Origin of the sequence: Neptunomonas sp. XY-337 (assembly GCF_004959845.1) — a bacterium.
GTDB lineage: Bacteria > Pseudomonadota > Gammaproteobacteria > Pseudomonadales > Balneatricaceae > Neptunomonas > Neptunomonas marina.
This window is the reverse complement of the sequence record NZ_SPLL01000001.1, coordinates 596280-615381: the sequence shown is the minus strand read 5'-3', so window position 1 is coordinate 615381 and position 19102 is coordinate 596280. Positions and strand designations below refer to the sequence as shown.

Genomic DNA, 19102 nt, shown 5'->3' with positions numbered 1-19102 from the left:
GCTGTGCTAAAGTTACGCATCTTGAAGGGAGGTTAGAACGTGTTTGAGTTGATTGTCTCTGGTGGCTGGCTGATGTTTCCAATCATCGGCTGTTCGGTTTTGTCGTTAGCGATATGCATGGAGCGCCTATGGGAGTTACGGGCTAAGAATATTACTCCACCCCACCTTACCAAAGAAGTTTGGACGCTGTTGAAGAGCGGCGCCATGACGCCTGAGAAGCTGCGTGAAGTCAAAGATGGTAGCCCACTCGGCCGTATTATCGCTGCAGGGCTTGCTAACGCTCGCCATGGCCGCGAGGTTATGAAAGAGAGTATCCAAGAAGCCGCCACTCAAGTTATCCATGAAATGGAGCGCTTTCTAACAGCCCTAGGTACGATTGCTGCGATTACACCGCTGCTTGGCTTGCTCGGAACCGTCATAGGGATGATTAAAGTTTTTACTGAAATCATGATCCAAGGTACCGGTAACGCTTCGGTTTTAGCGGGCGGTATCTCAGAGGCACTGATTACCACCGCGTCCGGATTAGCTGTCGCGATACCAACGCTGATTTTTCACCGCCATTTTTCTCGCCGTGTTGACTCTCTAGTGGTTGAGATGGAGCAGCAAGCCGTTAAGCTGGTGGAAGCTGTGCATGGTGAGCGCGAAGTTGATAATGGCAAGTAGCGGAGAGCGCCTGTGAAGTTCCAAAGACAGCGCCGCGAGGAGGTTAGTGTTAACCTTACTCCCCTAATTGATGTGGTGTTTTTGCTACTGATCTTCTTTATGGTTTCGACCACCTTTACTAAAGAGAGCCATCTCGAGATAGACCTGCCTGAATCCTCGGAAGAGCCCTCTACAGAAGTTGAGCCGCAGACGATCGAGGTGGTCATTAGCGCCGATGGTAACTACAGCGTCAATGAAAAGCCGTTAGTGAATACGCAAGCAGAGACCCTACGACTGGCGATTAAAGAGTTCATTACCACCGAGGGTGAGTTACCACCGCTTGTTATTACTGCGGATGCTAAAACGCCTCACCAGTCAGTGGTGACTGCAATGGATATTTCTGGCCAGCTTGGTTTTGAAAAGCTCAGTATCACCACGACACAAGCGAGCGAGTAAGCGATGCGGGTTTTAGAGCGCGCGTGGTACAGCGGAGCATGCTGGCCGCGGGTGTTATTTCCGCTTGAGTACCTCTTTGTTACGCTGGCCAAGCGTCAGCGCGCTAAGAAGCAGGCTGACGCTTGGCAAGCGCCTGTTCCAGTGATCGTTGTGGGTAATATATCGGTGGGCGGTACTGGCAAAACTCCTGTTGTGGTTGCGCTGATTACAATGCTGCGCCAAGCCGGTTATAACCCTGGCGTTGTTAGCCGGGGTTATGGTGCGAAACCTCCGTATGTCCCCTATCGGGTCACAGCCGATTGCACAGCGCAAGTCGGGGGCGATGAGCCTACTATGATTGTCCAGCGCACCGATGTTCCCCTTATTATCGACCCTGATCGTCCCGCAGCGTGCCGCGCGCTTTTAGAATCAGCTCAGTGCGATGTGATCATCAGTGATGATGGACTCCAGCATTACGCGTTGCAGCGTGATATTGAGATTGCTGTTGTCGATAGCCAGCGCGGGCTTGGTAATCAGCACTGTCTGCCCGTTGGCCCACTACGTGAGCCTGCACAGCGGTTAACGGAGTGCGACTTTATCATCATTAATGGACAGGGAGCTTTTAACTATCCTGAGGCTGCCCGTATGGTACTTGTGGCTTCAAAGCTCGTTCCGCTCCAAGCAGAGCTGTTCCCTGTTAGTGTTGCTGAGTGGGCGGGAAAATCGGTACATGGCGTTGCCGGGATCGGTAATCCAGAGCGCTTTTTTTTGGCCCTTGAGGCGCTGGGGTTGAAAGTTATCCGCCATAGCTTCCCTGATCATCACCCTTACCGCGATGAAGATATAGCGTTTAATGATGGACTTCCTGTTATCATGACAGAAAAAGATGCGGTTAAGTGTCGGGCGCTTAAACTACCCGAGTCGACCTACTATTTGCCAGTGGATGCGCAGTTTGATAACGGCTTTGAAGCGCATCTGCTTGAACGGCTAACACAGAAGATAAGCGAGAGAGCAAACCATGGATAAAAAGCTATTAGATATACTGGCTTGCCCGGTGTCTAAAGCACCAGTGGAATATAATGCACAGACAAATGAGTTGATTTGCCGCACCAGTGGTCTGGCATACCCCATTCGTGATGATATCCCCGTTATGTTGGAGTCTGAAGCGCGTACTTTAACGACGGAAGAGCGCTTAAAAGAAGATAAGGAAAGCTAATATGGGCTTCAGTGTCATTATTCCTGCACGTTTCGCGTCCACGCGTTTTCCGGGTAAGCCGCTCGCGGATATTAACGGTCAACCTATGATTCAGCACGTTTATAATCGCGCGTGCCAAAGCGAAGCGGAAAGGGTGATTGTCGCGACCGATGATCAGCGTATTGCAGACGTTGCCGATAGTTTTGGCGCTGAAGTGTGCATGACTCGAGAGGATCACCCCTCTGGTACGGACCGCCTTCAGGAGGTGGTCGCGAAGCTTGGCTTCTATGCTGACGATATTGTAGTGAATGTGCAGGGCGATGAGCCACTGATCCCGCCACGGGTCATTAACCAAGTTGCCCACAACTTGAAAGCTGAACCCGAAGCATCGATAGCAACACTGTCAGAGCCGATCGAAGATATTGATACGCTGTTAAATCCGAATGTGGTGAAAGTCGTCGCGGATGCGCGTGGTATGGCGCTCTATTTTAGTCGCGCGCCGATCCCGTGGCCGCGTGATGCGTTTGCCCAGTCTAAGACCGAAATGCCGGATGGCTTTAACTGGCAACGTCACATCGGAATCTATGCATATCGTGTGAAAATGCTAAACGAGTTTGTGCGTTGGCAGCCCGCTCCCATTGAGACCACCGAGTCACTAGAGCAATTGCGCGCCATGTGGAACGGTCAGCGTATTCATGTTGCTGTGGCTGATGAATTGCCGCCGCCGGGAGTGGACACTCCGGAGGATTTAGAGCGTTTACGAGCGCTGCTGCAAAAATAGAAAAACGCCCGTTATCGGGCGTTTTTTTTGATATCTGCCTTGGCTTAGCGATGATTTCCGATGGCCGCTACGATGGCGTCACCTAGCTCTTGCGTAGAGGCTATGCCACCCATGTCTCTGGTGAGAGATTCTTGGCGCTGAATCACTTCCTCGATGGCTGCCATCATTACATCGTGCACATCGTCGCAACCGAGATGTTGCAGCATCATCGCGCCAGCCCAAACAGTACCGATCGGGTTTGCGATATTTTGCCCTGCAATGTCGGGCGCGGAACCGTGCACCGGCTCAAACATAGATGGGAACGTTTTATCTGGGTTGATGTTGGCCGAGGGCGCGATTGCGATGGTTCCGGTGCAAGCTGGCCCAAGGTCAGAGAGGATATCCCCAAACAGATTTGAGCCAACGATGACATCGTAGAACTCTGGCATGCGTACGAGGTTGGCACAAAAGATATCAATATGAAAATGATCAACATTTACCTCAGGGTAGTCGGCAGTGATGGCTTCCACGCGGCTATCCCAGTAAGGCATTGAGTGATACAAACCATTCGATTTTGTAGCGGAGCTCAAATGCTTATCACGCTGTTGGGCAAGCTCGAATGCGTACTTGATGATACGGTCAGTCCCCTTACGAGTGAAAACACTCTGCTGAACCACAACTTCATTGTCGCTTCCCGGGTACTGTACGCCGCCAATATTGGAATACTCTCCCTCAACATTTTCGCGCACAACATAGAAGTCGATATCTCCAGGCGCTTTATTGGCCAGTGGCGATGCAAGACCTTCGAATAAGCGTACGGGGCGTAAATTAACGTACTGATCAAACTCGCGACGTATCGGTAAGAGTAGTCCCCATAGCGAGATGTGGTCTGGAACGCCGGGGAAACCTACTGCCCCTAAGTAGATCGCATCGAAGGTTTTGAGAATTTCCAAGCCATTGTCTGGCATCATCTTGCCGGTTTGGTGATAGGTTTCGCAAGACCAGTCGAACCATGTGAAGGTTAGCTGGATACCAAAGGCAGCGGTGGCTGCTTCAAGTGCTTTAATTCCCTCAGGGATAACCTCTTTGCCAATACCGTCACCCGGTATCACAGCAATATTGAACTCGCGCATTTTTGATCCTTTTGTCGATGCCACTATGTGATGCGCTTTAGTTTAATTATCCGTCTGTTATGATGGAGACTCTAAGTGTAATCTCAGAGTTTACGAATCGTGAATCGATTGCCTGCTCTTGAGGACATACGTGTGTTTACGGTGTGTGCTCGTCAACTGAGCTTTAAAAAAGCGGCGGATCTACTGGAAGTATCCCCTGCTTATATCTCGAAGCGGATTAAGGTGCTCGAAGAGCAGCTAGGCTGCCATCTTTTTCATCGTGCAGCGCGTGCTGTAAGCCTAACGCGAGAGGGGAGAGCTGCGGTCATTCATGCTGAAGCGCTGCTCGAAACTGCGCTCGCTATGCAAGGTGCGGTGAATGAAGTGGCACCTGAGGGTAGATATCGAATCAGTTGTAGCAGTGGATTCGGCATGACTTATCTCAACCCGTTTGTACTGGCGCTGCGGGAACAATATCCCAACCTGAGTATTGATCTGGTCTTGATCGATCGGGCCATAGATATCGTTACTGAAGGCATTGATCTCGATATCGCCATCGGTGGCCCTTTGCCGGATAACCATATCGCGCGGCGGATTGGCGTAAACACACGAGTTTTGTGTGCGGCCCCGAGTTATATCTCTTCGCACGGTTTGCCGCAGTCACCTAAAGAGCTTGAGGCTGCTCATACCTGCATTGCGATTCGTGAACGTCAGCATAGCCGTGTGGTTTGGGAGCTTCACCGGGGTGATGAGACAGTTGCCATGGAGCCCAGCGGTAAACTCGTTGTTAACCATGGTTACGTTGCAAAAGAGTGGTGCCTCAGTGGGGAAGGGATCATGCTTCGTTCTATTTGGAATGTGTTTCAGGAGCTCCAGCAGGGTGAGCTGGTGCAGGTAATGCCAGAGTGGTCGCAGCCGGCTGATATTTTTGCGGTGTATGCCAATGAAGCGAGAGCCAATACTGGACTCAAGCTGATTATTGAAAGCTTAGCGATGTTCCTGCAGCAGCGTCTACCGTGTCAACGTTCCTAACCAGGGAGGATATATGCAAGATACAGGCTTTAGTGATCGCCTGCTTAAACTGATTAAAAAGAAAAAAATTAGCCAAACGCGTGTTGCTAGCGAATTGGGGTTATCGCGCACAGCCGTCAATAAGTGGACCAAGGGCGGTATGATTGATGATACCAATTTGGAGCGGCTGGCTGAGTTTCTCGACGTGGATATGATCTGGCTGAAGTATGGCCAGCAAGAGAATAACACTCCTGTATTTTCAGCAAGTCATGAAGGCATCAATGAAGTGCACCTTCAAGATTCGGCAGAGATCGTTTTTTGGGAGTGGGATCTACTGACTGATCGTGTGGTTTACTCCGATAATGTTGAGCGCGTATACGGAATTCGCATCGACAGTAACCAAGACTATTGGCAACTGATGGGCGAGCAAGCTAGAGAGAAGCTTAACGCCGGATACCAGAAGATCATCCAAGAGGGAGGCGCCCATGAAATGGACTTTGCACTGCAAGTGGGTGGGCAACGCCGCTGGATTACCTCACGGGCTGCTGGCGTAACGGGTGAGAACGGAAAGATTACTCGTCTTGTGGGTATTAGCATCGACAATACGGAGCGCAAGCTCGCTGAATTAGCGCTCAAGCGTGATCGTGGTTTCTTAAAGCTGTTGTTGTCGCGGATGTCTTCGCTGGTGCTATTTACGGATCAAGCCGGAGAGATCATCGAGACTAACTTAGCAGATAGCCACCAAGCATTCTCGTTTTTAGAGCTACAGTCACTGATCTACAAAGCGGTGATGCAGTATCCTGATCTATTTGGCGAAACCGCGCAGCAGCCTGCGATGCTGTCGTTTGAAGGTATTGAAATGACGATCCATCGCCATATGCATGACGATGGAAAGTCCTATCTTATGCTTGAAATCGATTAACTACAGATCAAGCACAATACGCTTGCCTTTGGCGCGAGATACGCAAACCATCATCGTCTCTTGCGCCTCCTGCTCCTCATCATCGAGATAGCTATCACGGTGGTCCGCTTCACCTTCTAAGATGGTTGTCTCGCAAGTGCCGCAGACGCCATTGCGGCATAAGCACTCGATTTTGATGCGGCTGTCCGCCTCAATCGCTTGCAGTATCGACATGTTCTCGCCAACATCCAAGCTAAAGCCGGAGCGTTGGAAGTGCACTTCGAAAGCACCGCCGCTACTCTGTGCTTCGCCAAATAGCTCGTAGTGAGTACGTTCTTCACCCAGAACATTATTGCCGTTGGCAACCACATCATCGATCAATGGCTGTGGGCCGCAAACATAGACGTGGCTATTGCCAGCGTTTTTGGCAATCAGGCCCGCAACATCCAAGCGTTGGTCAGCCGACTGTTCGTATGTGAAGAGCTTATCGCCAATTCGTGCTTTTAGTTCATCAATGAAGGCTGCATTGGCTGCATCACGAAAACAGTAATGCAGCTCGAAATCGGCACCAAGCAACTCCAACTCATAGAGGTAAGACATAAACGGTGTGATACCGATGCCGCCTGCGATCAGGATATGCTTGCTGTCCTGCTCTTGTGCTAGCGGGAAAAAGTTAGCCGCCTCCGAGACGGTTAGCTGTGTTCCCACGGCGATCTCACTATGCATATAAGCGGAGCCACCTTTCGACTGCTCATCAAGAAGCACAGCGATCTCGTAAGCCTTAGGCGACATGGGCGCATTGATCAGCGAATATGAACGGCTAAGCTCGTCGCTCATATCCACTGTAATATGACTACCTGCACTAAACGGAGGTAGTGGCTCAGCGCCAATGGGCGTGAACTCAAACAACTTGATGGTCGGGGTAAGCTGCTCGATGCGACTAACTTCGACGGCCACTTTTTTGTGTGACATTGCAGGTGTCCTCTTTATTGCGCTCAGTCTACGTCGAGACAGAGATACTTCAGTTCTAGGTAGTCTTCGATACCGTATTTAGAGCCTTCTCTCCCAAGGCCTGATTGCTTGACGCCACCAAAGGGTGCAACCTCGTTGGAGATGATGCCCGTGTTGATACCCACCATGCCGCTCTCAATACGTTCCGCAACCCGTGTCACGCGACGAATATCGTTCGAGAAGAAGTAAGATGCCAAGCCGTAGATCGTGTCGTTAGCCATCTTGAGCACTTCCTCTTCGCTATCAAATCGGATCAGCGTCGCTACGGGGCCAAAGATCTCCTCGTTTGCGATACGCATCGAGTGATCAACATCAACCAACACCTTGGGATTGAAGAAGTTGCCGTGTTCTTCAATCTCGTTACCAAGGATGATCTGCTTGGCGCCGCGCTCTAGAGCGTCATCGACTAGCGCTTGCATATCCTGAATCGCTTTTGATGTGATCATTGGGCCAATATCGGTGCCCGCTTCTGCACCATTACCAACGTTAAGTTGCGCGACTTTGGCAGTGAACTTTGTTAAGAACTCATCGTAAACATCGCTGTGAATATAGAAGCGGTTTACGCATACGCATGTTTGGCCACCGTTACGAAACTTTGCTGCGATACCGCTAGCAACCGCCTTGTCGACATCAGCATCATCAAAGACGATGAAAGGTGCGTTACCGCCCAGCTCAAGCGAGGTTTTCTTGATGGTGGAAGCGCACTGCTCGGCAAGTAAGCGTCCCACGGGTGTGGAACCTGTGAACGAGAATTTGCTGATGAGTGGGTGGGAGGTTAGTACCCCACCAATGGCGCGGGAATCACCCGTTACCACATTAAATACACCGGCAGGAATGCCCGCTTGATCGGCAAGCTCAGCCAGCGCGAGTGCTGTGAATGGCGTTTCAGTGGCAGGTTTGATCACAATGGTGCAGCCTGCTGCTAGTGCTGGTGCCGCTTTGCGTGTGATCATGGCCGCAGGGAAGTTCCATGGTGTGATCGCACTACATACACCGATTGGCTGTTTAAGCGTTGTGATCCGCGTGCTTGCTACCGTTTGCGGGATAGTATCGCCGTAAATACGCTTACCTTCTTCAGCAAACCACTCGATGAAAGACGCTGCATATAGGATCTCGCCTTTGGCTTCATGTAGCGGCTTGCCTTGCTCTAGGGTCATGATTAGCGCTAGATCATCGGCATTTTCTTCAATTAAGTTAAACCAGCGGCGCAGTAGGGCAGCACGCTGCTTGCCTGTTTGTGCGCGCCATGCATCCATCGCGCCGTGTGCTTGTTCGACGGCTAAGTTAACTGCATCTGTTGGCAGTGCCGGAATCTGCCCTAACGCGGCTTGATTTGCCGGATTGACAACATTGATGGTCTTCTCGGCAGAGACCCATTGGCCGTTTATATAGCAAGACTGGCGAAAGAGGGAGGGGGATTTCAATTGATCCATTTTATTATGACCTCTAAATGGGTTTGGGCAGTGTCGCCCAAACCTAGGTTGATGCTCTGAGCAGCGTAATTAGCTTGCGTGGCACTTGGCAAGTGTGTGGTGGAAATGCGCAACACCGTGTTCGCTAATACCGCTGCGTTGACGGTCTGTCATGATGCGGCCTTGGCCACGGTAACCGCGCGATTGCAGACCACGCTGAACGCTCTCGACAAGACGTAAATCTTCTGGGCGGAATACGTCACGGTACCATTCCACGAGATCTTTTTGGTATTGCGTCAGCTCTTCGTTGAGGAAGTAGATCTCGTAGTGCTGCAAGGTTTCACCCGCGCTGACCGGGAACTCGTAGATCACCGTCATGAAGTCGCCGCCAGGAGGCATGTTGAACATAGTGCAAGGCCAGATCCAGTAGCCTGTAAAGTTTGGATTCTCAAGAGAATCGTCAAACTGGAATGAGCTATCTGACGGTTTGGCTTCGCCAATTTGAACCGTCCAGTTCTCATTCAAAACGTGCTCGTAGACATCAACGTTGACAGAGCTTGCGAAACTGACGTGGTTCGTAGGGCAGTGGTAGCACTCGATATAATTATCCACGATCGCTTTCCAGTTGGCCGGTGTATGGCTAACGAAACGTGCCGCTAGCTTCAGGTCTTTGATGTTTGGCATACGGCTGTTCATATGCTCGGCAAGACCTGGCAGTTGCTCTTCAATCGGTTGAGGCTCGCCTTCGGTGAGGTTGATGTAGATGAAGCCAGCATGCTCTGTGACATGGAACGGTGTTAAGCCTAGCGCCTCATGCTCGAAGTTGTTTACGTTTTCGCAGTTTGTTGCGTGAGCAAGCTCGCCGTCCAGTTTGAACGCCCAAGCGTGGTAAGGACAAGTAATAACATTTTTTGCCTTGCCGCTGGTACCGCTCATTAGCTGGTGTCCACGGTGTGGGCAAACATTGTAGAACCCGCGTAATACCTTATCGCGGCCGCGCACGATGATTAGGCTTTCACCAATGATTTCACGCGTGATGTAGGCGTTTTTATCCGCCACTTCGCTACTGTGAGCGACGCATACCCAAGAGTTTGCAAAGATCTTCTCTTTTTCGAATTCGTAGGCTTCTTCGGATGTATAGTAGCGCGCCGGAATAGTCCATGCGTTGTCGATGTCTTGGTGGTCTTCAATACGGATAATTTGCTCAACAGTCATGATTGGCTCCACAGATATTTTTATTATGTAAACTCGTGGTTTACTTTGGCGTGATGATAGGCACCTCTTTGACTGAGGTCAAGTAAAAAGTAAACTGATATTTATCGTTGTTTACATGGCTATATATATGAATAGCCGTGCGCATCAGCCCCATATTTCCGGAGATTCTTGGGTATGTGGCTGAAATATGTTGATATTTTTTGTTGACAGAGATCAATAGAGAAGAATATCTTTGTAAACCTCAGGTTTATATGTGCTTGGTTTTTGTGATTTGTTAACCAAAAGGTTGGTTTTTCGCTAGACAACTGAGTTTTGAGGGATCTTTAACAATTAAAACGGCCCACGCGATGCAGGAGGCATCTGGTGTAGCTGTGCCTGTGTTGCACAATCCGCTTTCACGCCCAACTGCGGGACGGTGTTGAGAGCAAACCACTTTTAAATATAAAAACAGGTAATCCAAATGAGTGTGGTTAAAGAAGACAAGAAAATGGCGGTAGACCCCGCCATCCTGTGGCCTGCGGTACTCGCAATATTGGCGGCGAGCATCCCACTGGCTCTAAACCCTGTTGCCGGAAAGGCAGTCGTGAGCGGACTGCTTAGCTGGTTCACTGGCAACTTCGGTTGGCTTTATTTGCTAACTGGGATTGGCAGTTTTTTCTTCATGGTGTGGCTCGCATTCGGACCATTAGGAAAGATCAAGCTGGGTGGTCCTGAAGACCAGCCTGAATTCAAGAAGTTCTCTTGGATTACGATGCTGTTTTGCGCAGGTATCGGTATCTCTATCTGTAACTGGGCATTCGTTGAGCCACTGTACTTCCTATCTGGCCCTCCATTGGGTGTAGAGCCGAATACGCCGGCAGCTGCTGAATGGGCTGCGATGTATCCAATGTTCCACTGGGGTGTTGTACCTTGGGCACTATATTTGATGCCAGCGCTACCTATCGGTTACGCGTTGTATGTTCGCAAGGTGCACGTACTGCGCTTGAGTGAAGCATGCCGAGGTATCTTGGGTGATCTAGTTGATGGCCCTGTGGGTAAAGTGATCGATATCATCGTGATCTTCTCTATCGTTGGCGGTGTGGGTACTTCGTTGGGCCTTTCTGTGCCACTGGTTTCCGAGCTGTTCCAAGCGATGTTTGGGTTAGAGGATTCGTTCCTACTCCAGATGGCGATCTTAGCGGCGTGGACACTGATGATCGCGTGGAGCGTATACAACGGTTTGAACAAAGGTATTCAGACGCTCTCGAACATCAATGCGATGCTGGCGTTTATTTTGTTGGTTTTCGTTCTTTTCGCAGGCTCTACCGTATTCCTACTGAACCTGTGGTCAAACAGCTTTGGTCTGTTTATGGATAACTTCTTCCGAATCAACTTCTGGACAGATCCGGTAGATAAAGGTGGTTTCCCAGAAGGTTGGACGATCTTTTACTGGGCATGGTGGATCGCTTACGCACCGATGATGGGGCTGTTTGTGGCACGTATCTCCCGTGGCCGTACCATCAAAGAGCTGATTATCAATGGAGTTGTTTGGGGCAGTATCGGCTGCTGGGCGTTCTTCGCAATCTGGGGCGGCTATGCGATAGATACCGATGTCTCTGGGCGTGTTGATCTACAAGCTGTGCTCAATGAGGGCGGTATTCCAGCGACAGTCGTTGCTGTGCTCCAGAGCTTGCCAGCGGCGAGTATTATTATCCCAGTGTTCACACTGTTGTGCTTTGTGTTCTTAGCAACGACCGTTGACTCTTCTGCTTACATGCTTGCTGCGATCTGTACGAAGGAGATCACAGGCTATCAAGAGCCTGAGCGTTGGAACCGCATCATGTGGACGATCTTGCTAGCGTTTGTAGGGGTAGGACTGCTGTCGGTTGGCGGACTGAAGGCTGTGCAAACTTCTACCATTCTTGTCGCGCTACCGATGATTCCTGTCTTGATCATTATGGCCGCTTCGATGTTGCGTTGGGCTTATCAAGATTTCGGTCAAGACCTAGCGCCCAAAGCACTAGCCATGTGTGAAAAAGAAAACAAGGCTATCCAAGTGACTCACTTGCCAAATGAAGCATCTGATGTCGCGGTGGACAAGCCAGCGTAATCTCGCCCCGGGCGCATAGTGCCGCCCTTTTTAGGTACCTCTGCCCACTTGTCGGCGGCAGAGGTATCGTTTTTCCTCGGTACCTATCGTGCTGCTAGCTGGCTTATAATGGAAGTCATCCGTTTGCTGGCTAGGAGCCCCTTCAAATGTACGCTGTTATTTTTCGTGCCAAGTTGCGCCATCTTGATGACGAGTATGGTGAGATGGCCGCCAAGCTCAGAGCACTCGCTTTTGAGTCCTATCATTGCCTCGATTTCACCGCGCTGACAGAGGGCGACAATGAGATCGCCATCTCCTACTGGTCTAGCCTTGAGGATATCAAGCGTTGGCGCGACGATCCGATTCATGCCGAGGCACAAAAGATAGGAGCGCAACGCTGGTATGAACACTATCAAGTTGAAGTGGTTGAGGTAGCACGACGTTATCAATCGTCTTAGCGTGGATGCGCGGCGCCTTTCCAGAGCGCCGCATAGGTTGAGATCAACCGATCAGCCCGCTACGCGGTGATGATGCACGTCCATAGGTGGCTGCTGGCATACGACCTGCGAGGTAGCCAGCACGTCCTGCTTCCACAGCCAGTTTCATCGCTTCTGCCATCGAAACAGGTTGGTCCGCATGGGCAATCGCACTGTTCATAAGAACGCCATCACAGCCAAGCTCCATCGCGACAGTGGCATCAGAAGGGGTGCCGACCCCTGCATCAACGATGATTGGGACCTTAGCGTTTTCAAGGATTAAGGCGATATTATGAGGGTTGCGGATGCCGAGTCCAGAGCCGATAGGCGCGCCGAGCGGCATAACGGCAACGCAGCCCATCTCCTCTAAACGCTTCGCGATCAAAGGGTCATCACTGGTATAAACCATCACTTGAAAGCCGTCTTTTATCAACGTTTCTGCTGCGGCAAGAGTCTCTGTTACGTTGGGATAGAGGGTTTTATCGTCACCCAGCACCTCAAGTTTGACTAAGTCATGCCCGTCTAGCAACTCACGGGCGAGTCGACAAGTACGCACCGCCTCGTCTGCGGTATAGCAGAACGCCGTGTTGGGCAGAATGCAGTATCGCTCTGGAGAGATCACATCCAACAAGCTCGGCTCGTTAGGGTTCTGCCCAATATTGGTGCGGCGTAGCGCAACCGTGACAATTTCCGCACCGCTGGCTTCAATTGCTAAGCGCGTTTCGTCAAGGTCGCGGTACTTGCCCGTACCCACCATCAAACGTGATTGGAAGTTATAAGTACCAACATTTAGTCGATCGCTAGACATGGTTAGCCCCCTCCGATGGCACGCACAATTTCAACGCGATCACCCTCACGGACGCGCGTTGTCGGGTGTTCGCTGCGGGGGATGATTTCGCTATTGATCTCCACGGCGACACGCTTTTCGTGAAGGTTCAGTGTGCTGAGAAGTTCAGCCACATTGTTGGCTTGCTGAACCCGTACAGGTTCGCCATTTACGGTAAGACGGATCATATCACTGACCTCCTCATTTTTATTATTGCCGGAATAGGGCTAGCGTCATGGTCGATAAAAACGCGGATATGACGAAGATCCAGATGTTGGCGGGAAGTGAGTCCAGCGCTGGCATCATATTGCAAATAAAACTGGTTCTAACGGCTAAGTGGTGCGTCTCGTTAGCTTATTCGGTATCACAAGATCAGTATCGAGCGCCCCCTTATGGTGCAAAACCTCTGATCTGTTGTAACGGATGCCGGGAAGACTCCAGCCTCTGTAAAAAAATAAATCTAAATCTCAGGGGAGTGCGATATGACTTATAACGCCCACGAATTTGACGCAAAAGAAGTAGTTGGAAACGATCGAGACCACGTTTGGCATCACATCACCCAGCACAAGCCATTTGAAAACGCAGATCCGATGGTGATCGTGAAAGGCGAAGGTATGCGTGTTTGGGACGCAAAAGGCAATGAGTACCTAGATGCGGTATCAGGCGCAGTTTGGACGGTTAACGTAGGCTACGGCCGCACTGAAATTGCAGATGCAGTACGTGAGCAGTTGGTCACTATGAACTACTTCGCTCAAACAGCAGGCAACGTACCAGCAGCGCTGTTCGCTGAGAAACTGGTGAGCAAAATGCCGGGCATGAGCCGCGTTTACTACTCCAACTCGGGCTCAGAAGCGAACGAGAAAGCCTTTAAAATTGTGCGCCAAATTGCGCAGAAAAAGTATGGCGGTAAGAAATATAAAGTTCTGTTCCGCGAGCGCGACTATCACGGTACAACGATCACAGCACTCAGTGCGACAGGGCAGTTTGAGCGGAAGAACCAATACGGCCCATTCACTCCAGGCTTTGTTGAAGTGCCACATTGCTGCGAATACCGCCCGCAGAGCGATGCAGATCTCGAAAACTACGGTGTTTGGGCTGCAGACCAAATTGAAAAAGTGATCCTAGCGGAAGGGCCAGAAACCGTTGGTGCGCTGTGCTTAGAGCCCATCACGGCGGGTGGCGGCGTGATTGAACCACCTCGTGGTTACTGGGATCGCGTGCAAGAGATCTGCAAAAAGTACGACATCTTGCTACACATTGATGAAGTGGTGTGCGGTCTGGGACGTACTGGCGAGTGGTTTGGCTACCAGCACTACGGCGTTAAGCCTGATATCGTCACTATGGCGAAGGGTGTTGCGTCGGGTTACGCTGCGATCTCTTGCACGGTTACAACCGAAGAGGTGTTCAGCGCCTTCAAAGAAGACGACGACGCGCGTATGGGTTATTTCCGCGATATTTCCACCTTTGGTGGCTGTACCGCAGGGCCTGCAGCGGCCTTGGTCAACATGGAGATCATCGAGCGCGAGAATCTACTCGATAACGTTAAGATCCAAGGTGAATACCTGCGCGGCCGCCTAAATCAGTTGCAAGAGAAGTACGATATTATCGGTGATGTGCGCGGCAAAGGCCTTTTCGCGGGCTTCGAGCTTGTCAAAGATCGTGAAACTAAAGAGCCTGTTGAAGAGTCTCTACCTATGGCGATTGCGGCACATTGTATGCAGAATGGCGTGATCATTGGACGTACAAACCGCTCTTTCGAAGAGTTTAATAACACCATCTGCTTAAGCCCAGCTTTGATCGCAACTCAAGCTGATATCGACCGCATTGTTGATGCGATTGATGCTGCGTTGGCTGAGCTGGCTTAACACTCACTAGGCTTTCATCTGCCACAGAAAAAAAGCCCGCCTGCATTCGCCAACTTGGTGATGTTGGCGGGCTTTTTGCATTTGCTGCTACATTGTATCTTGAGCGCCAAACAGAAAAGCAGTGCGACAAGGAAGACAAATGGATGATGTTGAGCGATGTGGCTCACAAGAAGGGAATCATCTATTTAAGATCTTGGTGACAAGATCTGACACAGAACAATAATGATAAGGCAGAGATATGTTTCAACTTTTCCATCTGACGCCAGGCAAAGGTGGCAGTCTTCAGCAGCAGCTTCGTGAACAGATCGCAACGGCTATTCTCAATGGCAACATCCCGCTGGATACGCCGTTACCCTCAAGCCGTAAGCTATCGCAGCAGCTCCATGTTGCGCGAAACACCGTTGTACTGGCGTATGAACACCTACTGGACGACGGCTATCTCATCGCACGTGAGCGCAGCGGTTACTATGTGAACCCTGATATTTTAAACGGCCAGGTACGTGTGGCCAACGCCCCACTTGCCGAGCATGAGAGCGTTAACCTGCCAGATTGGCAACAGCGTTTTAAGCTCAACCCAACTCAGCAACCGAATATTGTTAAACCGCGCGATTGGCAGAGCTATCAGTATCCCTTTATCTACGGACAGTTTGACCCGTCACTATTCCCCACCGTGAACTGGCGCGAGTGTTGCCGTGATGCGGTCAGTGGTGCGGCGATTAGCGATTGGGCGGCTGACCGTTTTGATAACGATGACCCGCTGCTGGTGGAGCAGATCAGTACCCGCTTGTTGCCAAGACGGGGCGTGTGGGCATCACCAGACCAAATTTTGGTCACTGTTGGTGCACAGCAGGCGCTCTATATATTGGCGCAGCTACTCATGGACCGAAACAGTACCATTGGGCTTGAAGATCCGGGTTATGTTGATGTTCGCAATATCGTCGGCTTGAACCCCGTTAACATCAAAGGCATCCCTGTTGATGAGCAGGGCATGGTGGTGGATGAGCGTTTAGATGAGTGTGATCTTGTCTACACAACGCCAAGCCATCAGTGCCCGACGACCGTCACCATGCCAATCGAGCGGCGCTACGAGTTATTGAAAAAGGCTGATGAGCAAGATCTATTGATCATTGAGGATGACTACGAGAGTGAAACCAGCTTTGACTCGAACCCCGTGCCGGCGTTGAAGAGTTTAGACCGATCGGGGCGCGTGATCTATGTGGGCAGTTTATCAAAAACACTCGCGCCGGGTTTGCGGATGGGCTATATCGTCGGTCCGCCGGAGTTTATTCGCGAAGCGCGCGCCTTGCGGCGCTTGATGGTGCGTCACCCTGCAGCCAATAACCAGCGCTCGGTGGCGTTGTTTTTAGAGCGTGGTTATCACGACTCGTTAATCATGAATATCACCCGCAACTACCAAACAAGATGGCGTGCTATGCATGAAGCGCTCTCAGTTCATCTGCCGCGTTCCCATACCCAGCCAACCTTCGGTGGGTCTTGTTATTGGGTGAAAGGGCCAGAAGGCCTTGATGCTGAAGCGCTGCGTGTTCGGGCACAGGAGGAGAGTATCTTGATTGAGGCGGGAGCGATCCACTTTCTGACGGATGATCCGCCTAAAAACTATTTCCGCCTTGGCTACTCGTCCATCGCTACTGATCGTATCGAGCCCGGCATTCGTAGACTTTCTGAATTGATCGATGAGCTTTTATAATTAAGCGCATCACATAAAAAACAGAAGGTTAGCAACATTGGCAAGAACCACTGCCTATATCCTTGGTGGCGCAGCAGGTGCTTATCTGCTCGCCGCGCTGGGACTCTTTATTATCCAACGCGATATTCTCTACCACCCCACACCCGTGCTAGCGCATGATTATCCTGTCGAGGTTGTTGCTAGCGGTGGTGATCAGGTCAGGATCATTGTGCTCAACGAAGGGCAGGAGCAGGCGCTGATCTACTTTGGCGGGAATGGCGAGTCGGCACTGCGTAGCGCCCAATGGATGGAAGGTATGCTGCCGCAGCATACGGTGTACCTGATGAACTATCCGGGCTTTGGAGGGAGTGAAGGCGAGCCGACCGAAGCGGCTCTGTTTGCTGCAGCCGATGTGCTTTTTGAGCAGGTTGTGAAGCGCCATAGCCGTATATCGATCGCAGGCCGCAGCCTCGGCACCGGCGTTTCTGCTTATCTGGCATCAAAACATGACCAGATCGATCGCCTTGTTCTTATCACCCCTTATGACAGTATTGAGCAGCTTGCTGCCGCTCGGTATCCGATGTTTCCGGTTCATTGGCTGCTGCTCGACCGTTTTGACTCGGCAAAACGTGCACCCAAGATCACCGCACCGACGCTATTGGTGGCTGCATCGGATGATCGAGTGGTCCCATTTGGAAGTACCAAGCGGCTGCTGCAAGCGTTCAGGCCAGGTCTTGCATCGCTGGTGGTTATCCCAAATACGAATCACGTCAATATCTCTGATACGGATGCCTATCGGGAGAATCTGCGCCACTTTATAGGGTCTACACCCAATGGATAGTGCGCTGCCATATAAGTAAAAACCCTTGTTTTTGTTGCATGGTGGTCTACCAAATGGTAAATCTAGCCTCCTCGTTTATTCGGCTTCAAAAAGGACAGAGCACATGCATGATTTACAAAAGTTCTATATTAACGGCCAATGGGTCGAGCCATCTGGTTCTGAGGTGCTCGAGGTACTGAATCCATCGAATGAAGCACCCATCGCAACCATTCGCTTAGGTGACAACGATGATGTAGAGGCTGCGGTATCCGCGGCGACAGCAGCGTTTCCAAGCTTTAGTAAAACCAGCAAAGCGGAGCGTATTGCGCTGCTTGAGCGCATTATCGAAGGCTATTCCGCACGTATGGAAGAGCTTGCGCAAGCGATCTCGGAAGAGATGGGAGCACCGATCAGCTTTGCTCGAAAAATGCAGGTGCCGGCGGGTCTTGGCCATATCAAAGTGGCGTTGAAGCTCATGAAAGAGGAAGAGTTCACGCAGGTGATGGGTACCACAACGGTCACCAAAGAGCCGATTGGCGTGTGCGCTCTTATTACACCGTGGAACTGGCCGCTCAACCAGATTACGTGTAAGGTCGCGCCTGCATTGGCGGTGGGTTGCACAATGATTCTAAAACCGAGTGAGGTGGCGCCACGCTCGGCACATATCTTCACTGAGATTCTCCATGATGCTGGCGTACCCGCTGGCGTGTTCAATTTAGTGGATGGTAATGGCGCTGGTGTGGGGTCTTCGCTAAGCGCGCATCCTCGTATCGATATGATTTCATTCACGGGCTCCACTGAGGCGGGCAAGCTGGTGTCGCAGGCGGCAGCCGTTAACCTTAAAAAAGTATCGCTGGAGCTGGGTGGCAAGTCGGCGAATATCGTATTGGATGATGTCGACTTTGAGAAAGTTATTAGCCGCAGCATCAAAGGTGTGATGAGTAACTCCGGGCAATCTTGTAACGCTCAGAGCCGATTGCTTGTGCCAGCCAGTAAGCTAGAAGAGTCTGTTGCCATTGCGAAACGCACGGCAGAATCGATTGTGGCAGGTGACCCGCTGGCCGACGACACGGTGATTGGCCCAGTGGTATCAAAGCCACAGTGGGACAAAATCCAAGGCATTATCCAAGGCGCACTAGATGAAGGCGCACAGCTCGTTGCCGGTGGTTTAGGGTTGCCTGACAATGTAGAGAAAGGCTACTTCGTCAAACCTACAGTATTCAGCCATGTTAATACGCATATGCGGATAGCGCAGGAGGAGATCTTCGGGCCAGTTTGTACCATTATCCCTTATGAAACTGAAGAGGAGGCGATTACGATCGCCAATGATAGCTGCTTTGGTTTATCAGGAGGTGTCTACTCCGCCGATCTTGAACGAGCAAAAGCTGTTGCTAGCCAGATGCGTACAGGTATGGTGCATCTCAATGGGGCGCCTGCGGATCCAAAAGCACCATTTGGTGGTTTTAAAGAATCGGGGACCGGCCGCGAGTGGGGTATTTACGGTATGGAAGAGTTCCTTGAGCCTAAATCGATGTTTGGTAGCATCCCGCGCGCTTAAGGCTTATCAAAAATAAACGGATAAAGGGAGCTCAGGCTCCCTTTTTTGTTCTCGTTTCCTGTGCTTGTAGCGATTCCAGCCGATTTTTAAGTCATAACCTCGCTTGAG

At 51.0% G+C, this 19102-nt stretch carries 19 protein-coding genes; 13 read left to right on the top strand and 6 right to left on the bottom strand.

The features are described from left to right. Nucleotides 1–39: 39 nt before the first annotated feature. From E4L36_RS03120 to kdsB, 5 genes are read left to right on the top strand one after another with little or no spacing between them, the layout of a single operon-like run. Nucleotides 40–663, top strand: a complete 624-nt coding sequence (locus E4L36_RS03120; protein ID WP_127692684.1) for a MotA/TolQ/ExbB proton channel family protein — start codon at nucleotides 40–42, stop codon at nucleotides 661–663. A gap of 12 nt (nucleotides 664–675) precedes the next feature. Further along, entirely contained in the window at nucleotides 676–1098 is a 423-nt protein-coding gene (locus tag E4L36_RS03115; protein WP_127692685.1) for a biopolymer transporter ExbD, read from the top strand. Nucleotides 1099–1101: 3 nt separating this feature from the next. After that, nucleotides 1102–2103 carry a tetraacyldisaccharide 4'-kinase gene (gene lpxK / locus E4L36_RS03110; protein ID WP_136679169.1) on the top strand — a complete coding sequence of 334 codons (1002 nt, stop codon included), beginning with the start codon at nucleotides 1102–1104 and terminating at the stop codon, nucleotides 2101–2103. After that, nucleotides 2096–2293, top strand: coding sequence for a Trm112 family protein (locus E4L36_RS03105; protein ID WP_127692687.1), 198 nt, complete (start codon nucleotides 2096–2098; stop codon nucleotides 2291–2293). The genes lpxK and E4L36_RS03105 overlap by 8 nt, the downstream gene beginning before the upstream one ends. Before the next feature lies 1 nt (nucleotide 2294). Then, on the top strand, nucleotides 2295–3053 hold the full coding sequence (kdsB, locus tag E4L36_RS03100; RefSeq protein WP_136679168.1) for a 3-deoxy-manno-octulosonate cytidylyltransferase: 759 nt from the start codon (nucleotides 2295–2297) through the stop codon (nucleotides 3051–3053). A 44-nt stretch (nucleotides 3054–3097) separates the two neighbouring features. On the opposite strand, the gene E4L36_RS03095 is transcribed toward kdsB, so the two are convergent. Next, a complete protein-coding gene (locus E4L36_RS03095; RefSeq protein WP_136679167.1) occupies nucleotides 3098–4165 on the bottom strand; it encodes a tartrate dehydrogenase in 1068 nt (355 codons plus the stop codon). Nucleotides 4166–4264: 99 nt separating this feature from the next. Between E4L36_RS03095 and E4L36_RS03090 the strand changes: the two genes are divergently transcribed. Both E4L36_RS03090 and E4L36_RS03085 read left to right on the top strand, forming a co-directional pair. After that, nucleotides 4265–5176: a LysR substrate-binding domain-containing protein gene (locus tag E4L36_RS03090; protein ID WP_136679166.1), complete on the top strand. Its 912-nt coding sequence runs from the start codon at nucleotides 4265–4267 to the stop codon at nucleotides 5174–5176. A gap of 13 nt (nucleotides 5177–5189) precedes the next feature. Beyond that, nucleotides 5190–6077, top strand: a complete 888-nt coding sequence (locus E4L36_RS03085; protein WP_136679165.1) for a helix-turn-helix transcriptional regulator — start codon at nucleotides 5190–5192, stop codon at nucleotides 6075–6077. Here the strand turns inward: E4L36_RS03085 and E4L36_RS03080 are convergent, their stop codons facing one another. The 3 genes from E4L36_RS03080 to E4L36_RS03070 all read right to left on the bottom strand — a co-directional run bounded on the left by E4L36_RS03080 (nucleotide 6078) and on the right by E4L36_RS03070 (nucleotide 9694). Next, nucleotides 6078–7028, bottom strand: a complete 951-nt coding sequence (locus tag E4L36_RS03080; protein WP_136679164.1) for a PDR/VanB family oxidoreductase — start codon at nucleotides 7026–7028, stop codon at nucleotides 6078–6080. A 23-nt stretch (nucleotides 7029–7051) separates the two neighbouring features. After that, complete coding sequence (locus E4L36_RS03075) at nucleotides 7052–8500, bottom strand: NAD-dependent succinate-semialdehyde dehydrogenase (RefSeq protein ID WP_136679163.1); 1449 nt, start codon at nucleotides 8498–8500, stop codon at nucleotides 7052–7054. Nucleotides 8501–8569: 69 nt separating this feature from the next. Beyond that, nucleotides 8570–9694: a ring-hydroxylating oxygenase subunit alpha gene (locus E4L36_RS03070; RefSeq protein WP_169051455.1), complete on the bottom strand. Its 1125-nt coding sequence runs from the start codon at nucleotides 9692–9694 to the stop codon at nucleotides 8570–8572. Between the two features lie 460 nt (nucleotides 9695–10154). On the opposite strand from E4L36_RS03070, the gene E4L36_RS03065 reads away from it, so the two are divergent. Continuing rightward, nucleotides 10155–11783 (top strand): BCCT family transporter, encoded by a 1629-nt coding sequence (locus tag E4L36_RS03065; protein WP_136679162.1) that lies wholly within the window; start codon nucleotides 10155–10157, stop codon nucleotides 11781–11783. 146 nt (nucleotides 11784–11929) lie between these two features. Further along, entirely contained in the window at nucleotides 11930–12220 is a 291-nt protein-coding gene (locus tag E4L36_RS03060; protein WP_136679161.1) for an antibiotic biosynthesis monooxygenase, read from the top strand. A 43-nt stretch (nucleotides 12221–12263) separates the two neighbouring features. Here the strand turns inward: E4L36_RS03060 and E4L36_RS03055 are convergent, their stop codons facing one another. Together E4L36_RS03055 and thiS are read right to left on the bottom strand one after the other, a co-directional pair. After that, entirely contained in the window at nucleotides 12264–13046 is a 783-nt protein-coding gene (locus E4L36_RS03055; protein ID WP_136679160.1) for a thiazole synthase, read from the bottom strand. 2 nt (nucleotides 13047–13048) lie between these two features. Continuing rightward, the gene (gene thiS / locus E4L36_RS03050) at nucleotides 13049–13252 is read right to left on the bottom strand and encodes a sulfur carrier protein ThiS (protein WP_206052589.1); all 204 of its coding nucleotides are present in this window, start codon (nucleotides 13250–13252) and stop codon (nucleotides 13049–13051) included. Between the two features lie 294 nt (nucleotides 13253–13546). Here thiS and E4L36_RS03045 point away from each other — a divergent pair, with 294 nt between their 5' ends. From E4L36_RS03045 to E4L36_RS03030, 4 genes are all read left to right on the top strand, one after another. Continuing rightward, entirely contained in the window at nucleotides 13547–14929 is a 1383-nt protein-coding gene (locus E4L36_RS03045; RefSeq protein WP_136679159.1) for an aminotransferase, read from the top strand. 238 nt (nucleotides 14930–15167) lie between these two features. Further along, entirely contained in the window at nucleotides 15168–16637 is a 1470-nt protein-coding gene (locus E4L36_RS03040) for a PLP-dependent aminotransferase family protein (protein ID WP_136679157.1), read from the top strand. A gap of 37 nt (nucleotides 16638–16674) precedes the next feature. Next, on the top strand, nucleotides 16675–17457 hold the full coding sequence (locus E4L36_RS03035) for an alpha/beta fold hydrolase (protein WP_136679155.1): 783 nt from the start codon (nucleotides 16675–16677) through the stop codon (nucleotides 17455–17457). 103 nt (nucleotides 17458–17560) lie between these two features. Then, on the top strand, nucleotides 17561–18994 hold the full coding sequence (locus E4L36_RS03030; RefSeq protein ID WP_136679153.1) for an aldehyde dehydrogenase family protein: 1434 nt from the start codon (nucleotides 17561–17563) through the stop codon (nucleotides 18992–18994). Nucleotides 18995–19102 lie beyond the last annotated feature (108 nt).